This is a genomic window from Actinomadura napierensis, assembly GCF_039529375.1.
Lineage (GTDB): Bacteria > Actinomycetota > Actinomycetes > Streptosporangiales > Streptosporangiaceae > Spirillospora > Spirillospora napierensis.
This window is the reverse complement of the sequence record NZ_BAAAMR010000048.1, coordinates 17003-36464: the sequence shown is the minus strand read 5'-3', so window position 1 is coordinate 36464 and position 19462 is coordinate 17003. Positions and strand designations below refer to the sequence as shown.

Annotated in this window: 16 protein-coding genes and 1 pseudogene; 10 read left to right on the top strand and 7 right to left on the bottom strand. The window is 74.0% G+C overall.

The window, feature by feature from the left end:
- Positions 1-96: 96 nt before the first annotated feature.
- The 3 genes from ABD296_RS25265 to ABD296_RS25255 all read right to left on the bottom strand — a co-directional run bounded on the left by ABD296_RS25265 (position 97) and on the right by ABD296_RS25255 (position 2375).
- The gene (locus tag ABD296_RS25265) at positions 97-486 is read right to left on the bottom strand and encodes an SRPBCC family protein (protein WP_344271802.1); all 390 of its coding nucleotides are present in this window, start codon (positions 484-486) and stop codon (positions 97-99) included.
- A 101-nt stretch (positions 487-587) separates the two neighbouring features.
- The gene (locus ABD296_RS25260) at positions 588-1271 is read right to left on the bottom strand and encodes a PIG-L deacetylase family protein (protein WP_344271909.1); all 684 of its coding nucleotides are present in this window, start codon (positions 1269-1271) and stop codon (positions 588-590) included.
- 138 nt (positions 1272-1409) lie between these two features.
- Complete coding sequence (locus tag ABD296_RS25255; protein WP_344271800.1) at positions 1410-2375, bottom strand: nucleoside hydrolase; 966 nt, start codon at positions 2373-2375, stop codon at positions 1410-1412.
- Between the two features lie 106 nt (positions 2376-2481).
- Between ABD296_RS25255 and dhaK the strand changes: the two genes are divergently transcribed.
- Genes dhaK through dhaM form a run of 3 tightly spaced genes read left to right on the top strand, consistent with a single transcriptional unit; the run spans position 2482 to position 4488 of the window.
- The gene (gene dhaK, locus ABD296_RS25250) at positions 2482-3477 is read left to right on the top strand and encodes a dihydroxyacetone kinase subunit DhaK (protein WP_344271797.1); all 996 of its coding nucleotides are present in this window, start codon (positions 2482-2484) and stop codon (positions 3475-3477) included.
- A complete protein-coding gene (dhaL, locus tag ABD296_RS25245) occupies positions 3474-4100 on the top strand; it encodes a dihydroxyacetone kinase subunit DhaL (protein WP_344271795.1) in 627 nt (208 codons plus the stop codon). The genes dhaK and dhaL overlap by 4 nt, the downstream gene beginning before the upstream one ends.
- Before the next feature lie 4 nt (positions 4101-4104).
- Positions 4105-4488, top strand: coding sequence for a dihydroxyacetone kinase phosphoryl donor subunit DhaM (dhaM, locus tag ABD296_RS25240; RefSeq protein ID WP_344271793.1), 384 nt, complete (start codon positions 4105-4107; stop codon positions 4486-4488).
- 35 nt (positions 4489-4523) lie between these two features.
- Here dhaM and ABD296_RS25235 read toward each other — a convergent pair whose 3' ends face one another.
- Together ABD296_RS25235 and ABD296_RS25230 are read right to left on the bottom strand one after the other, a co-directional pair.
- On the bottom strand, positions 4524-4814 hold the full coding sequence (locus tag ABD296_RS25235) for a protealysin inhibitor emfourin (protein ID WP_344271790.1): 291 nt from the start codon (positions 4812-4814) through the stop codon (positions 4524-4526).
- An 83-nt stretch (positions 4815-4897) separates the two neighbouring features.
- Positions 4898-6367 carry a gluzincin family metallopeptidase gene (locus tag ABD296_RS25230; protein ID WP_344271787.1) on the bottom strand — a complete coding sequence of 490 codons (1470 nt, stop codon included), beginning with the start codon at positions 6365-6367 and terminating at the stop codon, positions 4898-4900.
- A gap of 288 nt (positions 6368-6655) precedes the next feature.
- Between ABD296_RS25230 and pcrA the strand changes: the two genes are divergently transcribed.
- On the top strand, positions 6656-8917 hold the full coding sequence (gene pcrA, locus ABD296_RS25225) for a DNA helicase PcrA (RefSeq protein WP_344271784.1): 2262 nt from the start codon (positions 6656-6658) through the stop codon (positions 8915-8917).
- Here pcrA and ABD296_RS25220 read toward each other — a convergent pair.
- The gene (locus ABD296_RS25220) at positions 8874-9893 is read right to left on the bottom strand and encodes an Lrp/AsnC family transcriptional regulator (protein ID WP_344271781.1); all 1020 of its coding nucleotides are present in this window, start codon (positions 9891-9893) and stop codon (positions 8874-8876) included. The genes pcrA and ABD296_RS25220 overlap by 44 nt on opposite strands.
- Before the next feature lie 26 nt (positions 9894-9919).
- Here ABD296_RS25220 and ABD296_RS25210 point away from each other — a divergent pair.
- The 3 genes and pseudogenes from ABD296_RS25210 to ABD296_RS25200 all read left to right on the top strand — a co-directional run bounded on the left by ABD296_RS25210 (position 9920) and on the right by ABD296_RS25200 (position 13607).
- Positions 9920-11400 (top strand): annotated as a pseudogene (locus tag ABD296_RS25210) (MFS transporter).
- A 67-nt stretch (positions 11401-11467) separates the two neighbouring features.
- The gene (locus ABD296_RS25205; RefSeq protein ID WP_344271771.1) at positions 11468-12664 is read left to right on the top strand and encodes an amidohydrolase family protein; all 1197 of its coding nucleotides are present in this window, start codon (positions 11468-11470) and stop codon (positions 12662-12664) included.
- Positions 12665-12839: 175 nt separating this feature from the next.
- Complete coding sequence (locus ABD296_RS25200; protein WP_344271768.1) at positions 12840-13607, top strand: sulfite exporter TauE/SafE family protein; 768 nt, start codon at positions 12840-12842, stop codon at positions 13605-13607.
- A gap of 13 nt (positions 13608-13620) precedes the next feature.
- Here ABD296_RS25200 and ABD296_RS25195 read toward each other — a convergent pair whose 3' ends face one another.
- Positions 13621-15111, bottom strand: coding sequence for a glycoside hydrolase family 15 protein (locus tag ABD296_RS25195; RefSeq protein ID WP_344271765.1), 1491 nt, complete (start codon positions 15109-15111; stop codon positions 13621-13623).
- A 268-nt stretch (positions 15112-15379) separates the two neighbouring features.
- Between ABD296_RS25195 and sucC the strand changes: the two genes are divergently transcribed.
- The 3 genes from sucC to ABD296_RS25180 all read left to right on the top strand — a co-directional run bounded on the left by sucC (position 15380) and on the right by ABD296_RS25180 (position 19462).
- Entirely contained in the window at positions 15380-16558 is a 1179-nt protein-coding gene (sucC, locus tag ABD296_RS25190; RefSeq protein WP_344271762.1) for an ADP-forming succinate--CoA ligase subunit beta, read from the top strand.
- Complete coding sequence (gene sucD / locus ABD296_RS25185; RefSeq protein ID WP_344271906.1) at positions 16558-17445, top strand: succinate--CoA ligase subunit alpha; 888 nt, start codon at positions 16558-16560, stop codon at positions 17443-17445. The genes sucC and sucD overlap by 1 nt, the downstream gene beginning before the upstream one ends.
- A gap of 166 nt (positions 17446-17611) precedes the next feature.
- The gene (locus ABD296_RS25180; RefSeq protein ID WP_344271759.1) at positions 17612-19462 is read left to right on the top strand and encodes a cell division protein PerM; all 1851 of its coding nucleotides are present in this window, start codon (positions 17612-17614) and stop codon (positions 19460-19462) included.

Below are 19462 nucleotides of genomic sequence, written 5' to 3'. Positions count from 1 at the left end.
CCGGGGCCGCCATGATCACCCGGCTCCTACCCGCCGCAACGGGAAGATCACCTGCTCGGGACGGCGGCGTCCGTGCAGGTCAGCGCGGTATCGGGATCAGAACTCGACGGGCAGCCGGGCCGGGCAGCCCGGCTCGCAGCGCTCGGCGTGCCAGGCGACGCGGCGCGCGTACGAGCCGAACCGGCGGCGCAGCATCGCCCGCTTCAGCCGCGCGGCGCCCGGGACGCGGCCGTCGAACGACCCGCGCCAGCGGATCAGCGTGTTCACCCCATGCGGCTCCAGCACGATGTCGGCGCGGTAGCCGCGCGGCAGCCCGGCGAGGGCGATGTACCCGCAGTGGTGCGGCGGGTCGTAGGCGACGACCTCGTGCCGGGCGCGGGCCCAGAACGCGGCCCACTCGTCCCAGGAGTCCGCCACGAAGAGATGCTTGAAGATCACTTCCGGTGCGGCGTAGGTCGTGGCGGTGGCCTCGATCTCATGCGGCATGACATCCCCCCTGAGTCAGGACACGGCGGATGTATGCCCCGTTCAGGGAAGATTACGGCTTGTGACGGGATGTATTTGCAGCGTGACCGTCCTGCCCCGGATCAGGCGGTGTCGACGACCTGGAAGGCCTCCGCCAGGCGGCCTTCGCCGAAGCCCGCCGCCTTGGCGTTCGCCGACAGCCATCCCCGCAGCATGGTCACCAGCTCGTCGCCCATGTGGCTCGTCTGGCTGGCGTGCGCCCGCAGCGCGTTCACCTTCCGGTCGAACTGCTCGGTGACGTCGGCGTAGTGGTTCACCGTCGGACCGCCGCTGATCCACACCTCCCGCGCCGTCCACGCGTCCAGGCCCTCGTCGGCCAGCAACTCGGGGAAGGCGTACGGGTTGCGCGCGTCCGGGTACACCGCGTCCAGCGCCGCCGCGCCGACCGCCCGGTGGTCGGGGTGGCTCGGGTAGATCCGCTCGTAGTTGCGCTCCGGGCTCGGCATCACGACCCGGTCCGGGCGGACCTGCCGGATCACCCGCGCGATGTCGCGGCGCAGGTCCAGCGTGGCCTCGACCCGGCCGTCCGGGTAGCCGAGGAACCGGACGTCGGTGACGCCGACGCACTTGGCCGCCGCGCGCTGCTCCTCGCGCCGCAGGACCGCCATCTCCTCGCGGGTCACGGCGTCGTCGAACCCGCCCGCGTCGCCGTCGGTGACCATCAGGTACACGACCTCGATGCCCTGGTCGGTCCAGCCGGCCACGGTTCCCGCGCAGCCGAAGTCGACGTCGTCCGGATGCGCCATCACGGCGAGGATCCGCTGCAGCCCGCTGTCGTCCAGAACGTTGGTCACGGATTCAACAATAAATGTCCCGAACGGATACGGGCACACCGAAGATCGGGCTTTCCGCGAACCCCCTGGCCGATCGCGGACGGCGGCCGGTCAGAACGACAGCACGGCCGCCAGGAGGCGTTCCTGGAACGTCCGCACGTCGCTGCCGACCGCGACCTTCACCGGGCGGCGGGTGTCCTCGGCGGGCAGGGACCGCGCGTCCCAGACCGTCGTGCCGCGCGTCAGCTCGCCGCGCAGCTCCACCCGCACCGGGCGCTGGACGTACTCGCCGAGGCCCGGGTCGACGGCCAGCATCGCGGCGAGCGCGTCGTGGATGACGGCGCCCCGACGGCGCAGCGTCGGCGTGTAGGCGTCGGCGTAGAACTCGAGGATCCGGGCGGCGAACTGCGCGACGAGGGAGTCGTGCGCCGCCAGCCGGTCGAGCCAGTCGTCGTGCACGGCGGTCGGGTGGGTGGCGTCCAGCGGGACCAGCACGACCGGCCAGTCCGCCGCGAACACCAGGTCGGCGGCCTCCGGGTCGTGCCAGATGTTCGCCTCGGCGTGCGTGGTGATGTTGCCGGGATGGCCGAACGCGCCGCCCATCACGACGACCTCGCGGACCAGCGAGGGCAGCTCGGCGTCCAGCAGCAGCGCCGTGCCGAGGTTGGTCAGCGGGCCGGTCGCCAGCAGGGTCAGCTCGCCGGGCCGCTCCCGCGCCAGCCGGACGATCTGGACGGCGGCGGACTCCGCCACCGGCCGTCCCGCCGGTTCGGGCAGGTGCGTGTCGCCGAGGCCGTCCGTGCCGTGCCAGTCGAGCGCGTAATGGACGTCCTGGGCCATCGGGCGGGCGGCGCCGGCCGCGACCGGCACCCCCTGCTCGCCCGCCTTCACCCCGGCGGCCTCCAGCACGCGCAGCGTGTTGAGCGCGCCGGTCAGCGGGTCGATGTTGCCGTGCACCGTGCCGACCCCGGCCAGCTCCGCCTCGCCCGCCCGCACGAGCGAGGCCAGGTACAGCAGGGTCAGCGCGTCGTCGATGCCGGTGTCGCAGTCGAACAGGAACGTGGGCGCTTTGGTCACGGATGCAACCTATGACGGGCCGCCCGCCGGCGGCATCCCGATATCCGCCGCGTGAAGATCGTGATTGGGCCTGGGACGCGGCGCCGCGCCGGGGTAGAGCTGAGACATGCGCAAACTCATCAACGACCCGGCGGCCGTGGTCGCCGACGCGCTGCGCGGGCTGGCCGCCGCGCACCCGTCGCTGCGGGTCGACCCGGAGAACGGCACGGTCGTGCGGGCGGACGCGCCGCGCACCGGCAGGGTCGCCCTGGTGTCGGGCGGCGGCTCCGGGCACGAACCGCTGCACGCCGGGTTCGTCGGTTACGGCATGCTCGACGCGGCCTGCTGCGGCGAGGTGTTCACCTCGCCGGTGCCGGACCAGATCATCGCCGCGACGATGGCGGTCGACGGCGGCGCGGGCGTATTGCACCTGGTCAAGAACTATACGGGCGATGTTCTGAACTTCCGGATGGCCGCCGAGCTGGCCGAGGACGAGGACATCGAGGTCGAGGCCGTCATCGTCAACGACGACGTCGCCGTCGAGGACAGCCTCTACACGGCCGGGCGGCGCGGCACCGGCGCCACGCTGTTCGCCGAGAAGATCGCCGGGGCGCTCGCCGAGGAGGGCGCCGACCTGGCGTCCGTCGCCGCCGTCGCCCGCGAGGTCAACGAGCGCAGCCGTTCGTTCGGCGTCGCGCTGTCCCCGTGCACGGTTCCGGCCGCCGGGGAGCCCACGTTCCAGCTCGCGGACGGTGAGATGGAGCTCGGCATCGGCATCCACGGGGAGCCCGGCCGCGAACGCGTCCCGCTGGCCACCGCCGACGCGATCGTGGACGCCTCGCTGAGCGCGATCGACGCGGACATGCCGCTGTCCGGCTCCGAGGTCCTGGTCCTGGTGAACGGGATGGGCGCCACCCCGCTGATGGAGCAGTACATCGCCTACGCGGCGGCCGCCCGCTGGCTCGAAGGGCACGGCGCGACGGTCGTCCGGCCGCTGGTCGGCCCGTACGTCACCAGCCTGGAGATGGCCGGCTGCATGATCAGCGTGTGCCGGCTGACGCCCGACCTGACCCGGCTCTGGGACGCCCCCGTCGAGACCCCGGCGCTGCGGTGGGGCCGATGATGGACGGGCCGGCCTTCGCGTCCTGGATCCGGCACGCCGCCGAGCTGGTCTCCGCCGACGCCGAGCGGCTGACCAGGCTCGACGCCGCGATCGGCGACGGCGACCACGGACACAACCTCCACCGCGGCTTCACCGCCGCCGTCGCCGCGCTCCCCGACGGCGCCCCTCCCGGCAAGGTGCTGGTCGCCGCCGGGCGGGCCATCGTCTCCAAGACCGGCGGCGCGTCCGGACCCCTCTACGGGACGGCGCTGCGCCGCGCCGGCAAGGCGCTCGGCGACGCCGCCGAGGCGGACGCCGCCGCGCTCGGTGCCGCCCTGAAGGCCGCCTTGGACGGCGTCCAGGAGCTGGGCCAGGCGAACGAGGGCGACAAGACCATGATCGACGCGCTGGCCCCGGCCGTCGCCGCCTACGAGGCCGCCCTGGCGGACGGCGCGGACCTCGCCGCCTGCGTCCGCGCCGCGTCCGACGCCGCCGACGCGGGCGCCGCGGCGACCGTCCCCATGCAGGCGCGCAAGGGCCGCGCCAGCTACCTCGGCCCGCGCAGCGTCGACCACCTGGACCCGGGCGCCTCGTCCACCGCCCTGATCCTGCGCGCGCTCGCCGACGTCACCGGGCAGGAGTGAGCCGATGGTCGGAATCGTGATCATTTCGCACAGCCGGACGCTCGCGGAGGGCGTCGCCGAGGTGGCGCGCGCGATGGGCGTCGGCAAGGCCGTCGTTGAGCCGGCCGGGGGCGACTCCGAGGGCGGCCTCGGCACCAGCATCGACCTGGTCGAGGACGCCGTCCAGCGGGCCGACGGCGGCGACGGCGTGCTGCTGCTCGCCGACATCGGCAGCTCCGTGCTCACCGCCAAGATGCTCATCGAGGACGCCGACGGCGAGAACGTCCTGCTCGCCGACGCGCCGCTGGTCGAGGGCGCGGTCGCCGCCGCGTCGATGGCCGCGACCGGCGCCGACCTCGCGGCCGTGCACGCCGCGGCCGAGTCGGCCCGCGAGCACCGCAAGACCTGATCGGGGTCCGGGCCCGCGAGCAGCGCCGGACCCGGTCAGTCCGGGCCCGCGAGCAGCGCCGTGATCGGGGACGGCTCGGACGGGTCGCCGCGCACCTCGTAGACGCGGGGCGCGGCGGCGCCGTCCGGGTCGTCCACCGTCACCCGGTACCCGGGCAGGTCGGCGCCGACCTCGCCGGTGCCGCCGCGGGCCTGCGCGGCGTCCAGCGCGCGCACCGCCCGCCGGACCGTGTCCGCCCGGCCGGCGGGCAGGTCGGACGTGTCGTACCGCGCGACCACCGCCTCGCGGCCGGTGAAGCCGCCGGTGCTCTCGATCGTCACGCGCATGCCGTCCGACCTCCCTCGCCGGGCCCCGCCGGCCGGCGTGCCCACCCTCGCGCACACCGGCCGGCTCCTCGCCCGCTACCCGCTCACTTGCTGAAGGCGCGGCGCAGCTCGTCCAGCTCGTCGCGAAGGATGTCATCGTCCTCCAGCGAGCCGCGCTTCGCCAGCTTCTCCCGATCGACGACCTGGTACTCGGGCATCTGCATGGTGCCGCAGCACAGCGACCGGTCCTGCTCGGCGCGCAGGCTCGCCGAGTGCTCGTCGTGCGGCTCGACCTCCGTGACGTCCTGCCCGTCGCCGGTGTAGTCGGCGTCGGTCATCCGCATCTCGCCGCTCATCAGATCGCGCAGCGGGGTCGCCGCCGTGGTGATCTCGCGGACCGCGAACCGGTTGCGGATGAACGTCCGGTAGATGGCCGGGTCGCCGCGGCTCGCCGAGATCTGCAGCATCTTGTTCGCGACGTCGACGTACCGGGCGCCGGTGGCCGGGGCCGCCACGATCGCGTCGAACAGCAGCTTGCACAGCTGGTTCGCGACCTCGATCAGCAGGATCGTGGCGTCCCTGGTGCGGCGCTGCCGGGCCGTCTCGAACAGGTAGACGTCGGCCAGCACGTCGTAGACCGCGCCGGTGAACACCTGCGAGATCGCGTGCACCTCGTTGCCGACCTCGCTGAGCTTGAGGTCGTTGTCGGCGTTGCGCAGCCCGGCGGGCATGCCGAGCGCCTTGCCGAACTCCTCCGCCAGCTCCGGCAGGAACGACTTGTCGTGCAGGTTGGCCTTGGTGAGCGCGACGAACGCCTCCGCCTGGTCGGGCTGCGACAGCGCGAGGAAGATCGCGGTGAGGTCGCCGAACGACTCGTGCAGGCCGCCGGTCTGCGGCGGGTTGCCCGCCGCCAGCCAGCCGGGCTTCAGCCCGTCCAGCACCGAGTGGCCCGTCTCGTGCGACACGATGTCCAGCGAGCGGCACGTGTAGAGCACGTTGGACGGCGGCTGCCCCTGCGGCGTGAAGAACAGGAACTTCAGCGCCTTCGCCGTGCGGCTGTAGAAGGCGTTGGCGCCCTCCGCCGCGTGCGGGAACACCGTGATGCGGTCGGTGTTGCCGCCGACGTTCCACGCGAACGGGATCGGGTCGCCGCCGTTGTGCCGCTCGTACATCGCCAGCGTCTGCCGGACGACGGCGAACGCGTGCGCGCAGTCGAACTGCGGCGTGTTGGGGGTGAAGACGAAGTCGCCGTTGGCGTTGCGGGCGACCGGCGTCGCGCCCTGCAGCTCCGTCTGGACGCGCGCGTCCGCCGGCCCGTTCAGCACGACCGTCGGGACGAACACCGGGCGGACGCCGAGGCCGGTGACCGACGGGTCCTGCTTGTAGATGAGGAAGCGGTGCCCGGTCGCGAGCGGCACCGGGATCGGCACCGGGCGCGCGGCCGGACGGCGGACGGCCTGGACCGCCCCTTCGATGCGCAGCGGCGGCGCCATCCGCCCCATCAGGGACGCGGGGACCTCCATGTCCCGCCGGCCGCCGTTCTGGATCTGGACTTCCTCCGGGTGGATCGTCATCGATGCCACCTTCCGTCACCGTGCGCGGACCTCCGATGGCCCTGCGCGACCGCGGGCGGCCATGCGGCATCCCCGGCGTTCACCTGGCGGGATGCGGCGGCGGTGCCTCCTGCGGGACCGCCCGCCCGGCTTACGCTCCGCTCCTCACAAGGTCGAGTCAACCCGGAAAGGCGGCCGGTCCGGGCGCTGTCCTCATCCGGACTCGTGACGCCGGGGAAGCGGACGGTCACCCGCGCGCGGCGGCGACCGAGCCGAAAACGTCCGCTCCGCGCCGTACACTCGCACGTGATGTCGAAGACCGAAGCTCACCCCTTGCTCGACGGCCTGAACGAGCAGCAGCGCGCCGCCGTCGTGCACTCCGGCGGCCCCCTGCTGATCGTCGCGGGCGCCGGGTCCGGGAAGACCCGCGTGCTCACCCACCGGATCGCGCACCTGCTGGGCGAGCGGGACGCGCACCCCGGCCAGATCCTCGCGATCACCTTCACCAACAAGGCCGCCGCCGAGATGAAGGAGCGCGTCGACGCCCTCGTCGGGCCGCGCTCGCGCGCCATGTGGGTGATGACGTTCCACTCCGCCTGCGTGCGGATCCTGCGCCGCGAGGCCAAGCGGCTCGGGTTCCCCACGAGCTTCTCGATCTACGACCAGGCCGACGCGCAGCGGCTGATGGCGCTGGTCTGCCGCGAGCTGGACCTCGATCCCAAGCGGTACCCGCCGAAGTCGTTCAGCGCCCAGGTGTCGAACCTGAAGAACGAGCTGATCGACTACGAGACGTTCAAGAACCGCGCGTCCACGCACATGGAGCAGACGCTCGCCGAGGCCTACGAGATGTACCAGGCGCGGCTGCAGCAGGCCGGCGCGATGGACTTCGACGACCTGATCATGATGACGGTCAACCTGCTGCAGGTGTTCCCGGAGGCGGCCGAGCACTACCGGCGGCGGTTCCGGCACGTCCTCGTCGACGAGTACCAGGACACCAACCACGCGCAGTACGAGCTGGTCCGCGAGCTGACCGCGCCGGTCGAGGGGGTCCGGCCCGCCGAGCTGTGCGTCGTCGGCGACGCCGACCAGTCGATCTACGCGTTCCGGGGCGCGACGATCCGCAACATCCTGGAGTTCGAGCGCGACTACCCCGACGCCACCACGATCCTGCTGGAGCAGAACTACCGCTCCACGCAGACGATCCTGTCGGCGGCGAACGCGGTCATCGAGCGCAACGCCGACCGCAAGCCGAAGCGGCTCTGGTCCGACCAGGGCGAGGGCCACAAGATCACCGGCTATGTCGCCGACAACGAGCACGACGAGGCCGCGTTCGTCGCGCACGAGGTCGACCGGCTCACCGACGCCGGCGACGCCCGCCCCGGCGACGTCGCGATCTTCTACCGCACCAACGCGCAGTCCCGCGTGTTCGAGGAGGTGTTCATCCGCGTCGGCCTTCCCTACAAGGTCGTCGGCGGCGTCCGCTTCTACGAGCGCAAGGAGATCCGCGACCTGCTCGCCTACCTGCGCTGCCTCGCCAACCCCGAGGACACCGTCTCGCTGCGCCGCATCCTGAACGTGCCGAAGCGCGGCATCGGCGACCGCGCGGAGGCGTGCGTCGAGGCGTACGCGTCCCGCGAGCGGATCTCGTTCTGGCAGGCGCTGCGCGTTCCCGAGGACGTCCCCGGCATGGCGACCCGGTCGATCAACGCCGTCCGCGAGTTCGTCCTGCTGCTGGACGAGCTGCGCGCCGCCGCCGAGTCGCTCACGCCGGCCGACCTGGTCGTCCGGATCCTCGACAAGTCCGGCTACCTCGCCGAGCTGCAGGCCTCCAAGGACCCGCAGGACGAGACCCGCGTCGAGAACCTCCGCGAGCTGGAGGCCGTCGCCCGCGAGTTCGAAGAGCGGCTCGACGGCGAGTCCGCCGAGGGCCGGCTGCCCGACTTCCTGGAGCAGGTGGCGCTGGTCGCCGACGCCGACTCCATCCCCGGCGGCGCGAAGGGCGGGCCCGTCCCGCCGGGCGAGCAGCCCGAGGAGACCGACCAGGGCGTCGTCACCCTGATGACCCTGCACACCGCCAAGGGCTTGGAATTCCCCGTCGTGTTCCTCACCGGCATGGAGGACGGCGTCTTCCCGCACCTGCGCGCCATGAGCAACCCCAAGGAGCTCGAAGAGGAGCGCCGCCTCGCCTACGTCGGCATCACGCGCGCGCGGCAGCGGCTGTACCTGTCCCGCGCCACGATGCGCAGCTCGTGGGGCGCGCCGCAGGTCAACCCGCCGTCCCGGTTCCTCGGCGAGGTCCCGGGGACGCTCGTCGAGTGGGAGCGCGAGGCGTCGTCCACGTCGTCGTCGGCGATGTCGCGGATGGCGGCCCGGCCCGGCGTGAGGTCGCCGGGCAACCGGGAGGTCCCGGCCCTGTCGCCGGGCGACAAGGTCACCCACGACTCCTTCGGCCTCGGCACGGTCGTGTCCGTGGACGGGGCGGGCGACAAGGCCGCCGCCAGCGTCGACTTCGGCGGCGAGTACGGCGTCAAGCGCCTCGTCCTGCGCTTCGCCCCGGTGGAGAAGCTCTGAGGGCTCCGGCGCGTTTGAGGGTGCGCAGCACCGGGGCGGTCTCCAGGGTGCGGATGCCGTCCAGCGCGCCGAGGTCGCGGGTGAGGTAGCGGTGCAGGTCGGCGGGCCCCGTGCAGAGGGCCTGCGCCAGCAGGTTCGTGGGGCCGGTGGTCGCGGCGACGACGGCGAGCTCGTCGTGGCCGGCGATGGCGGTGGCGACGTCGTCGAGCCGCCCCGGTTCGACCTGCATCCAGATCAGCGCCTGCGTGGTGCCGCCGAGCAGCGCGGAGTCGACCTCGACGTCGAAGAACAGCGTGCCGCGGGCGCGCAGGCCGGCGAGGCGGCGCGCGGCCGTCGCCTGTGACCAGCCGGTCGCGGCGGCGAGGTCGGTGTAGCCGGCGCGGCCGTCGTGCCGCAGGACGTCCAGCAGCGCGTGGTCCGCGGGGCCGAGCGGGCGCGGGTCGGCGGCCTCGGCGGCGGGCGGTCTCAGCCGTTCCCGCTGCTCCGGGGACAGCGCGCGGGTGATGCCGCGCCAGGCGGTCGGGCCGCCGAGGTAGGTGTGCAGCATGCAGTGCGCCGAGATCGCGGTGATCCCGGCGCGGCGCGGGACGTCGCGCAGCAGCATCGCGTGCGGGGCGCCTGTGCCTTCCCTGCCACCCGTGCCACCCGTGCCGTCGGGGACGTGCACGATCGCGAAGATCTCCGTCCCGCCGGACGTCAGCTTGACCCAGGAGGTGTCGGGCCGCGCGGCGAGCGAGCGCGCGAGGGTCTGCGTGACCGCGGGCGTGCAGGTCAGCCGGACCGTCCACTGCGTCTCGGGCCCGGTGTCGCGGTTCAGGACGCCGACGACGCGCAGGCCCGCCTCGGTGCGCAGCCGCCGGTAGCGGCGCGCCACCGTCTGCGTGGAGACGCCGCAGACCTCCGCGATGCGGCTGAACGGGGCGCGCCCGTCGATGTTCAGCGCATGGATGATGGCGCGATCCAGGTCGTCCAGCATGACGATCCCTCATTTCAGCCGAACGGATGGAAGATATCCGCCATTCGCGCGCTGTGATTGGAAGGTTATACGGCTCCTCTTTGAGGCTATGGCATGAAACCGAAAGGGGACGTGCCATGCAGGCGCAAGAGGTGCACGAGGGGACGCGGGCGGCCGGCGCGTACCGGTGGCGGTGGGCGGCCCTCGCCACGCTGCTGGTGGCGGAGGCCATGAACCTGCTGGACGCGACGATCGTCCAGGTCGCGGCGCCGGTGATCCAGGGCGACCTCGGCGGCGGCGAGCCGGCCATCCAGTGGTTCAGCGCCGCCTACACGCTGCCGTTCGCCGTCCTGCTGATCGCCGGCGGGCGGCTCGGCGACATCGCGGGACGGCGCCGCGTGTTCGCCGCCGGGGTGGCCGGGTTCGCGGTGGCGTCGCTGTGCTGCGCGCTGGCGCCGGCGGCGGGCGCGCTGATCGCGGCGCGCGCCGTGCAGGGCGCGGCGGGGCCGCTGATCATCCCGCAGACGTTCGGGCTGATCCGCGCGATGTTCGACGCCGCGAGATGGCGAAGGCGCTCGGCAGCATCGGGCCGGTCATGGGGCTGGCCGCGATCTGCGGGCCGGTGCTCGGGGCCGTCCTCACGCACGCGCTGTCGTGGCGGGCGGCGTTCCTGGTGAACATCCCGCCGGCCGCCGCCGTGCTCGCGGCCGTGCCCGTGCTGCGGGAGGACCGCGCGGAGCGGCGGCCCCGGCTCGACATCACCGGCACGATCCTCGCCGTCACCGGCGCCGCGCTGGTGGTGTACCCGCTGATCCAGGGCAACTCGGCCGGATGGCCGGGCTGGATGTGGGCGATGCTCGCCGGCGGCGTGCTGGTACTGGCCGTGTTCGGCCTGCACCAGCGCCGGGCCGGCGACCCGCTCATCGAACCGAGCCTGTTCCGCGACCGCGGCTTCCCCGCCGCGCTGGTGACCTCGACGCTGCTCTTCGCCGTGATGAACGGGCTGATGGTCGTGGTCGTGCTGCAGATCCAGCTGGGCCTCGGACGGGACGTGCTGAACGCCGGGCTCACGCTGCTGCCCTGGTCGGCGGCCATGGCGGCGGCGTCGTGGCTCGCCGGCGCCCGCCTCGTCCCGCGGTTCGGCCCGCGGCTCATGTTCGCCGGGCTCGCGATCATGCTGGCCGGGGTCTGCGCGGCGATCGCCGTCTACCGGGCCTGCCCGGACGCCTACCCGTGGCCGCTGCTCGGCGCGCTGGCCGTCGCGGGCGCGGGCAACGGCCTGTTCACCGTCCCGTTCTTCACGGCGGCGCTGTCCCGCGTCCTGTCGCACGAGACGGGCTCGGCGGCGGGGCTGCTCAACGCCGTCCAGCAGTTCGGCGGGACGCTCGGCATCGCCGTCCTCGGCACCGCGTTCTTCCGCACGCTGCCGCACGGGCCCGCGTCCGCGGCCCAAGTCGCCTTCGGGATCGCAGCGGCGCTCCTGGCCGTCACGATGCTCTCCGCTGCCCTCATCCGGCCACGGGCCTGAGGGGACTACCCGCGTTCGCCCTGGTCGGGCGATGATGGTGGCGGGGACGAGGAACGGGGGCAATCCCATGCCGGTCATACGGGCGGGACGTGCGTTCGACGGGGAGCGGGAGCTGCCTGGCGGGGCCGCCGTCTTCGTCGAGGACGGCCGTATCCGCGGTGTGGAGCCCGCCGACGCGCCCATCCCGGACGGCTGGGAGGTGGCCGACTTCCCCGGCGGCACCGTCCTGCCGGGCCTGATCGACATGCACGTCCACCTGTGCGGCGACAGCCGGAACGGGGCACTGGACCGGCTCGCCGACTACACCGACGCGGACCTCGGCGCCGTCATCGACCGGGCCCTGCGCGACCAGGCGGCGGCCGGGGTGACGACCGTTCGGGACCTCGGCGACCGGCGCTGGGCCGTGCTGGAGCGCCGGGACCGGGGGCCGGAGCGGGCCGTCCCGCAGATCGTCGCCGCCGGGCCGCCGATCACCAGCGCGCGGGGCCACTGCTGGTCCATGGGTGGCGAGGCGGCCGGACCGGACGGGCTGCGCGCCGCCGTGCGGGAGCGGGCCGAACGCGGCGCGGACGTCGTCAAGGTCATGGGCAGCGGCGGCGTCATGACGCCGGGCACCGAGGTGTCGCTGTGCCAGTTCGGCGACGACGACCTGCGCCTGATCGTCGAGGAGGCGCACCGCGCCGGGCTGCCCGTGACCGTCCACGCGCACGGCCTCGCCGCGGTCGAGCAGGCCGTGCGGGCCGGGACGGACGGGATCGAGCACTGCACGTGCCTCACCGAGTCCGGCGTCCGGATCCCCGGCGAACTGCTCGACGCGCTCGCCCGGCAGGAGATCACGGTCTGCCCGACGCTGGGGAAGGCGGCCGGGGTGGAACCGGCCGGCCCCGTGCTGGCGCTGCTGGAGCGGTTCGGCATGACGCTGGACGACCGGAAGGGGCACGCCGCCTCGATGCACCGCGCCGGGGTGCGGCTGGTGTCGGGGGCCGACTGCGGGATCAGCTCCGGGAAGGCCCACGGCATCCTGCCGTCGGCGGTCGAGGGCCTGGTCGGCGGCGGGGTGCCCGCCGCCGACGCGCTGGCGTCGGCGACGTCCCGCGCGGCGGAGGAGTGCGGTCTCGGCGACCGCAAGGGCCTGCTGCGCGCCGGGCACGACGCCGACCTGGTCGTCGTCGACGGCGACCGGCTCGCCGACATCGGCGCCCTGACCCGCGTCGCCGCCGTCATGATCCGCGGCGAGCGGATCGCCGCCCCGGCCCCGCGCTGACCCGCGGCTCAGCGCCCGGTGGCGACCGTGCAGGTCCTCACATAGATCAGCCTGCTGATCCCGCGCCGTCAGCGCCGGCGCCGCCGCCAGAGCCACCCTGGGCGGCCATCTCTCGGTCGGCGCTTCCGGGGCGTTATGGTCATACCTGGAATACCCATTACTTCCGGGAGGTCCCGTGCACGCCGAGCAGGTCCTTCCGATGCTGGCCGCCGCCACCTCGGCGGGCTGGGTCGACGCGGTGGTCGGCGGCGGCGGGCTGATCCAGCTGCCCGCGATGCTGCTGCTCTACCCCGGCCAGCCGGTCGCGACGGCGCTCGCCACCAACAAGCTCGGCTCCATCGCGGGCACCACCTCGGCCGCGATCGCTTACGCGCGCAAGGCCAAGCCGGACGTGCGGGTCGCCGGTCCGGCGGCGGCCCTGGCGGTGTGCTGCGCGGCCGGCGGCGCGCTGTGCGCGGCGGCGATCTCCTCGGACGTCCTGAAGCCCGTGATCATGGTGGTGCTGCTCGCGGTCGCCGCGCTGGTCGTGCTGAAGCCGGACCTCGGCCGCGTCCCCCGGCTCGTGCTGCGCACCCGGCGCCGGCTGGCCGCGGCGATCCTCGTGCCCGGCGTCGCGATCGCCTTCTACGACGGCCTCGTCGGCCCCGGGACCGGGACGTTCCTGGTCGTCGCGTTCACCGCGCTGCTCGGCATGGACTTCGTCGACGCGTCCGCCACCTCGAAGATCATCAACGCCGGGACCAACCTCGGCGCGCTCGTGGTGTTCGCGGCGCAGGGCCACGTGCTGTGGGCGCTCGGGCTCGGCATGGCCGTCTGCAACGCGGTCGGCGCCCAGCTCGGCGCCCGGATGGCGATCAGCCGCGGCTCCGGGTTCGTCCGGATCGTCCTGCTGTGCGTCGTCGCCGCGCTCGTGCTCAAGATGGGCTACGAGCAGTTCGCCTGATCCGATGCGGCGGTCAGGACGCGGGCGGGATCGGCAGCGGGTCGCGCAGCGCCGACAGCGTCAGCAGGACCAGCGAGTCCGTCCAGCCCAGCGGCGCCACGCCCGCCTGGCGGCCCGTCGGGCCGACCTTCTCGGGCAGCGCCCCCAGGGCCGTCCGGTGCGCCGACAGCCAGCCGAGCCGGGCGATCGCCTCGGTTCCGCGCCCGCCCGCCGCGGCGGACAGCCCGAACAGCGCGGTCTCCGGCGTCCACGCGACGTCCGGGGCGCCGGACCACTTCTCGCCCGGCAGCACGCCCCCGTTCGGCAGCGCCTGCCTGCGCTCGGCGTCCGCGACGGCGGTGGCCACGGCCGGATCCGACGGCGCGAACGGCGGGGCGACGAACGTCACGGACGTGTCCATCAGCCCGTCCTCCACCGGCGAGCGCGGATACCCGTAGGGCGCGAACTGCCGGTCCAGCGCCGCCGACATCCGGTGCGCGGCGGCCCGCCACTGCGCCGCCTCGCCGTCCTGGCCGTAGCTCTGCGCGAGGGCCGCCGCCGCCCGCAGGCCCGCCAGCGCGGGCCCGACCACGCCGAGCGTGGGTCGCCGCGGATCCTGCTCGCTCCCGTGGTCGCGTTCCCAGTAGTCCGACGACGGGGGCGGCAGGCCCTCCGCGTCCAGCGACCCGGCCAGGTGGTCGGCGGCGCGCCGCACCATCGGCCACAGCTCCGGCAGGTCGCCGGCGTCCGGCGCCTTCGTCCGGTAGAGCCAGCTCGCCCACAGCACCCAGCCCAGCGAGTCGAGCTGCGGCGGCCGTCCGTCCGTCACGGCGGTCCCGTCGGCGTTGTACCGCGCCGCCCAGAGCCCCTGGTCGGTCTGCACCCGCGCCAGGAACCGCAGGACGCGCCGCGCCTCCGACGGATGCCCCGTCACGGTGAACGCGGCGGCGGCGAACGCGGAGTCGCGCGGCCAGGAGTACCGCCACGCCCCGAACCAGGACGCCAGCGTCGCGCCGTTCGGCGGGGTGAGGAGCCGCAGGTCGAGCAGCGCCCGCGCCGCCATGTCCCGGAAGCCGGAGTCCGTCGGGCCCTCCGGGATGATGCCGGACGCCAGCCACGAGCTGTCGGACCGCACCGCCTGCGCCACCCGCGGGTCGTCCGCCGCGACCACGAGCGGGGTGTCGCCGCCGGACGGGATCAGCTCCACCCGGCCGTCCTTGAGCCGCACGGCGGAGCTGTCGGGCAGGTACGCGGCGCCGTCGGTGTCCTCGGGATCGAGCGGGACGCCCGCGAAGGGCCATCCGCCGCCGCCCACCAGGCCGGGGCTCGCCCAGCCGGGCGCCGCCGGTTCCGGCACGTTCGCCCCGGCCACGGCAACGAGCGCGGCGACGACGAGGAACGCGGCGCCGCGGCGGACGCGGCGGATCCGGCGCGTCCGGCGCCGCGCGGGGCGTCCGCGCACGGGAACGGGCCGGGCGGGCGCGGGTACGACGGCGGCGCGCACGTCCCCCCGGTCGTCCTCCATGGCCGCTGTCTCCCCCCTGGCCTGACACAACTACATCAAAGTACGCCAATCAGCTCATCGTCCTCGCGAACGAATGTGCCCGCCCCGGCACGCCTCGCACCCTGCGGTTTCCGGACTCCGGGTGACAAACGGACCCGGCGGCGGCAGCACGGACCGGGGTTGACTAGGCTGCATCGACGGAGCGGACCGCGGAGTGCCGGCCGCACGGACACCCGTGTACCCCCACTCGCGTGGTCATCTGGCTGTCGATCCGTTAAAGGACGCCCTCGTGGACCTGTTCGAACATCAGGCGAAGGAACTCTTCGCCGAGTACGGGGTACCGGTGCCCACCGGCAAGGTCGCCTCTACACCCCAGGAAGCGCGCGCCATCGCGGAGGAACTGTTCTCCGCGGGCAGCAAGAAGGTCGTCGTCAAGGCCCAGGTGAAGACCGGGGGCCGTGGCAAGGCCGGCGGCGTGAAGCTCGCCGACACGGCCGACGAGGCGGAGACGCTCGCCGGCCGGATCCTCGGCATGGACATCAAGGGCCACACGGTCCACAAGGTCCTGGTCGAGGAGGGCTCGGCGATCGCGAAGGAGTTCTACTTCTCCTTCCTGCTCGACCGCGCCAACCGCACCTTCCTGTCCATCTGCTCCGTCGAGGGCGGCGTGGAGATCGAGGAGGTCCCGCACGACCGCCTCGGGCTGGTGCCGATCTCCCCGCTGGACGGCGTCGACCGGGCCAAGGCCCGCGCGATCGCCGAGCAGGGCCGGCTGCCCGAGGAGGCGCTCGACGGCGCCGCCGAGCTGATCGAGCGGCTGTGGGCGGTGTTCACCGACGAGGACGCCACGCTGGTCGAGGTCAACCCGATGATCCTCACCGCCGACGGCCAGGTGAAGGCCCTCGACGGCAAGGTCTCCCTCGACGACAACGCCGGGTTCCGCCAGGAGCACGACAAGCTCGAGGACAAGGCCGCGGCCGACCCGCTGGAGGCGGCGGCGAAGGCCAAGGACCTCAACTACGTCAAGCTCGACGGCTCCGTCGGCATCATCGGCAACGGCGCGGGCCTGGTCATGTCCACCCTGGACGTGGTCGCCTACGCCGGCGAGGAGTTCGGCGGCCAGAAGCCCGCCAACTTCCTCGACATCGGCGGCGGCGCGTCCGCCGAGGTGATGGCGAACGGGCTGGAGATCGTGCTGTCGGACGCCGACGTCAAGTCGGTGTTCGTCAACGTCTTCGGCGGCATCACCGCCTGCGACGCCGTCGCCAACGGGATCGTCTCGGCCTACAAGCTGCTCGCCGAGCGCGGCGAGGCCGTCGACCGGCCGCTCGTCGTCCGCCTCGACGGCAACAACGCCGAGCTCGGACGCAAGATCCTGACCGATGCCGCACTGAGCGGCGTCCAGCAGGTCGACACCATGGACGACGCGGCCAAGCGTGCCGCCGAACTCGCCGCGGCAGGTGCATGATGGCCATCTGGCTCACCGACAACAGCAAGATCATCGTCCAGGGCATCACCGGCTCCGAGGGCTCGAAGCACGGCCGCCGCATGCTGGCCGCCGGCTCGAAGGTCGTCGGCGGCGTGAACGCCCGCAAGGCCGGCACGACCGTGGACTTCGACGGCACCGAGCTGCCCGTCTTCGGCACCGTCAAGGAGGCCATGGAGAAGACCGGCGCCGACGTGTCGGTCGTCTTCGTGCCGCCGAAGTTCACCAAGGACGCCGTCGTCGAGGCGATCGACGCCGAGATCCCGCTCTGCGTGGTCATCACCGAGGGCATCCCGGTGCACGACACCGCCTACTTCTGGGCGTACGCCGGGTCCAAGGGCGACAAGACCCGCATCATCGGGCCGAACTGCCCCGGCATCGCCTCGCCCGGCAAGTCCAACGCGGGCATCATCCCGGCCGACATCACGACCCCCGGCCGCATCGGCCTGGTGTCCAAGTCGGGCACGCTGACGTACCAGATGATGTACGAGCTGCGCGACATCGGCTTCTCCACCTGCGTCGGCATCGGCGGCGACCCGATCATCGGGACCACCCACATCGACGCCCTCAAGGCGTTCCAGGACGACCCGGAGACCGACGCCATCGTGATGATCGGTGAGATCGGGGGCGACGCCGAGGAGCGCGCCGCCGCCTACATCGAGAAGAACGTCACGAAGCCGGTCGTCGGCTACGTCGCCGGGTTCACCGCGCCCGAGGGCAAGACGATGGGCCACGCCGGCGCGATCGTGTCCGGCTCCGCCGGCACCGCGCAGGCGAAGAAGGAGGCCCTGGAGAAGGTCGGCGTCCGCGTGGGCAAGACCCCCAGCGAGACCGCCGTCCTGATGCGGGAGATCATGAAGAACCTCTGATCGTTCGATCAGGCACCGAAAGACGCCCGAGCCGCCCTGCGCGGTCCGGGCGTCTTTCGTCTTTCCCGGCCCGGCCCGGCCCGGCGCGCCGGACGGGCGGGCGACAAAGGCGACACGCCGGGCGACACGCGGAGCCGGGGGGCGGGCGTGGTGCCAGCATGGTGCGGTGAGCGACGTGAGCCGGGGACAGCGCGTGACCACGCAGGCGGCGAGGGGCGCGGGCGGGACGCCGCGCGCGCCCCGCGACGGGGCCCGGCGCGGACCCGCCGAACCGCGCCCGGCGCCGGCGCCGGGGAACGGGCGGCCCCTGTACGTGACGGGCCTCGTGGCGTCGCTGTGGTGCGTGGGGATCGGGCTCACGGTGCTGACGACCGTGACGCTGCTCGGCTGGGTCGCGGCGCCCAAGACCGCGCTCGGGCACGGGATGTCCGGGGTGTTCCGGACGGCCGTGAACTTCTGGCTCGTCTCCCACCACGCGGGGTTCTCCTACGGGCACGGCCGGGTCGGGCTGCTGCCGCTGGGCGTGCTGGTGCTGCCCGGGGCGCTGCTGTACCGGGGCGGCGCGTGGATGATCCGCGGGCTCGGGCTGCCGCCGCGGCCCCGGATCGCCGTGGTGCACGTGGCGGCGACGCTGGCCGTCCCGTACGCGCTGCTGGCCGTGCTGCTGGCGCTGGCCGCGTCCGCGCCGGAGGTGCATCCGTCGGCGTGGCAGGCGTTCGTCGGGTGCTTCCTCGTCGCCGTCATCGCGGGCGGGCTGGGCGCCGCGCGGGCCGTGGTGGCCGCGCAGGTGGCGGCGGAGGCGCGCGGGCGGCGGGTCCGGTCCGGACTGGGCGCGCTGCTGCGGCTGCTGCCGGACCGCCCGAGATCGCTGGTGATCGGGGTCGCCGGGTCGGTGGCGGTGCTGCTGGCGGCGGGCGCGGTCCTGGTCGGCGGGTCGCTGGCGATGCACATGTCCGAGTCCGACCGGCTGTACGACCTGCTCGCGCCCGGCATCGTCGGCGGCGTCCTGCTGCTCCTGGTCGAGCTGGCGTTCCTGCCGAACGCGGTGATCTGGGGCGTCGCGTACGCGGTCGGGCCGGGCTTCGCGGTCGGCGCCGGGACGAGCGTGTCGCCGACCGGCGTGTTCCTGGACACGGTCCCGGCGTTCCCGCCGCTGGCGGCGCTGCCCGAGCCCGGTCCGGCCCCCGCCGTGTCGCTGCTGGCGCTGTTGGCGCCGTTCGCGGCGGGCGCGGTGGGCGGCGTGCTGACGATCCGGACGATGCCGAGCGCGACGTCCGAGGCGGCGCCGCTGTGGGGGTTCGTGTCCGGGACGCTGACGGGCGCCGTCGTGGCGCTGCTGGCGGCGCTGTCGGGCGGTCCGCTGGGCGGCGGGCGGATGGCGACGGTCGGCCCGTCCGCGTGGCAGGTCGGGCTGCTGGCGGCGCTGGAGGTGGGGATCTCCGCGGCGATCGCGGCGTGGGCGGCGAACTGGCGGATCATGCGGCGGCCGGAGGGCGAGGAGGCGCCGTCGAAGCGTAAGAAGCGCAAGAAGCGCAGGAAGCAGCGGCCCGCCGCCCGGCTGCCCGAGGCGGCGGTTCCGCAGCCCGCGCCTGCGCCCGTCCCGGACGGGACGCCCGCGGCGGCCGAGCGGCCGACGGCACCGCGCCCGTCGCCCTCACGCCCGTCGCCGTACGCGCCCGACCCGCTGGAGTTCGAGGAGGCCGAGCCGGTCCTGGCGCCGCGCAGGCCGCGCGGCCGGGGCCGCGCCGTGGACCCGCTGCCCGAGCTGATCATGGACGAGCCCCCCGCACCCGAGCCCGCCGAGCCCGAACCCGAGCCCGCCGCTCGCGAACCCGCCGAGCCGGAGCCCGCCCCGGCGGAGCCCCAGCCGGACGAGCGGGACGGCAAGGTCGTCCTCGAAGGCCACATCGTCGAGGACGCCGAGCCCGACCCGGTGCCGCCGCCCCGCGAGGACCCCGAGCGCACCGAGAACCGCGGCGGGGCCATCTACGTGCTGCGCGACGAGCCCCGCGACTGA

Coding starts and splice junctions, on each gene's coding strand:
- dhaL (WP_344271795.1), top strand. CDS start 3,474: ATGATGGACGGGCCGGCCTTCGCGTCCTGGATCCGGCACGCCGCCGAG.
- ABD296_RS25260 (WP_344271909.1), bottom strand. CDS start 1,271: ATGGCGCATCCGGACGACGTCGACTTCGGCTGCGCGGGAACCGTGGCC.
- ABD296_RS25265 (WP_344271802.1), bottom strand. CDS start 486: ATGCCGCATGAGATCGAGGCCACCGCCACGACCTACGCCGCACCGGAA.
- ABD296_RS25235 (WP_344271790.1), bottom strand. CDS start 4,814: ATGCGCGTGACGATCGAGAGCACCGGCGGCTTCACCGGCCGCGAGGCG.
- sucD (WP_344271906.1), top strand. CDS start 16,558: ATGGCCATCTGGCTCACCGACAACAGCAAGATCATCGTCCAGGGCATC.
- ABD296_RS25220 (WP_344271781.1), bottom strand. CDS start 9,893: ATGCTGGACGACCTGGATCGCGCCATCATCCATGCGCTGAACATCGAC.
- ABD296_RS25230 (WP_344271787.1), bottom strand. CDS start 6,367: ATGACGATCCACCCGGAGGAAGTCCAGATCCAGAACGGCGGCCGGCGG.
- pcrA (WP_344271784.1), top strand. CDS start 6,656: ATGTCGAAGACCGAAGCTCACCCCTTGCTCGACGGCCTGAACGAGCAG.
- dhaK (WP_344271797.1), top strand. CDS start 2,482: ATGCGCAAACTCATCAACGACCCGGCGGCCGTGGTCGCCGACGCGCTG.
- dhaM (WP_344271793.1), top strand. CDS start 4,105: ATGGTCGGAATCGTGATCATTTCGCACAGCCGGACGCTCGCGGAGGGC.
- ABD296_RS25195 (WP_344271765.1), bottom strand. CDS start 15,111: ATGGAGGACGACCGGGGGGACGTGCGCGCCGCCGTCGTACCCGCGCCC.
- ABD296_RS25205 (WP_344271771.1), top strand. CDS start 11,468: ATGCCGGTCATACGGGCGGGACGTGCGTTCGACGGGGAGCGGGAGCTG.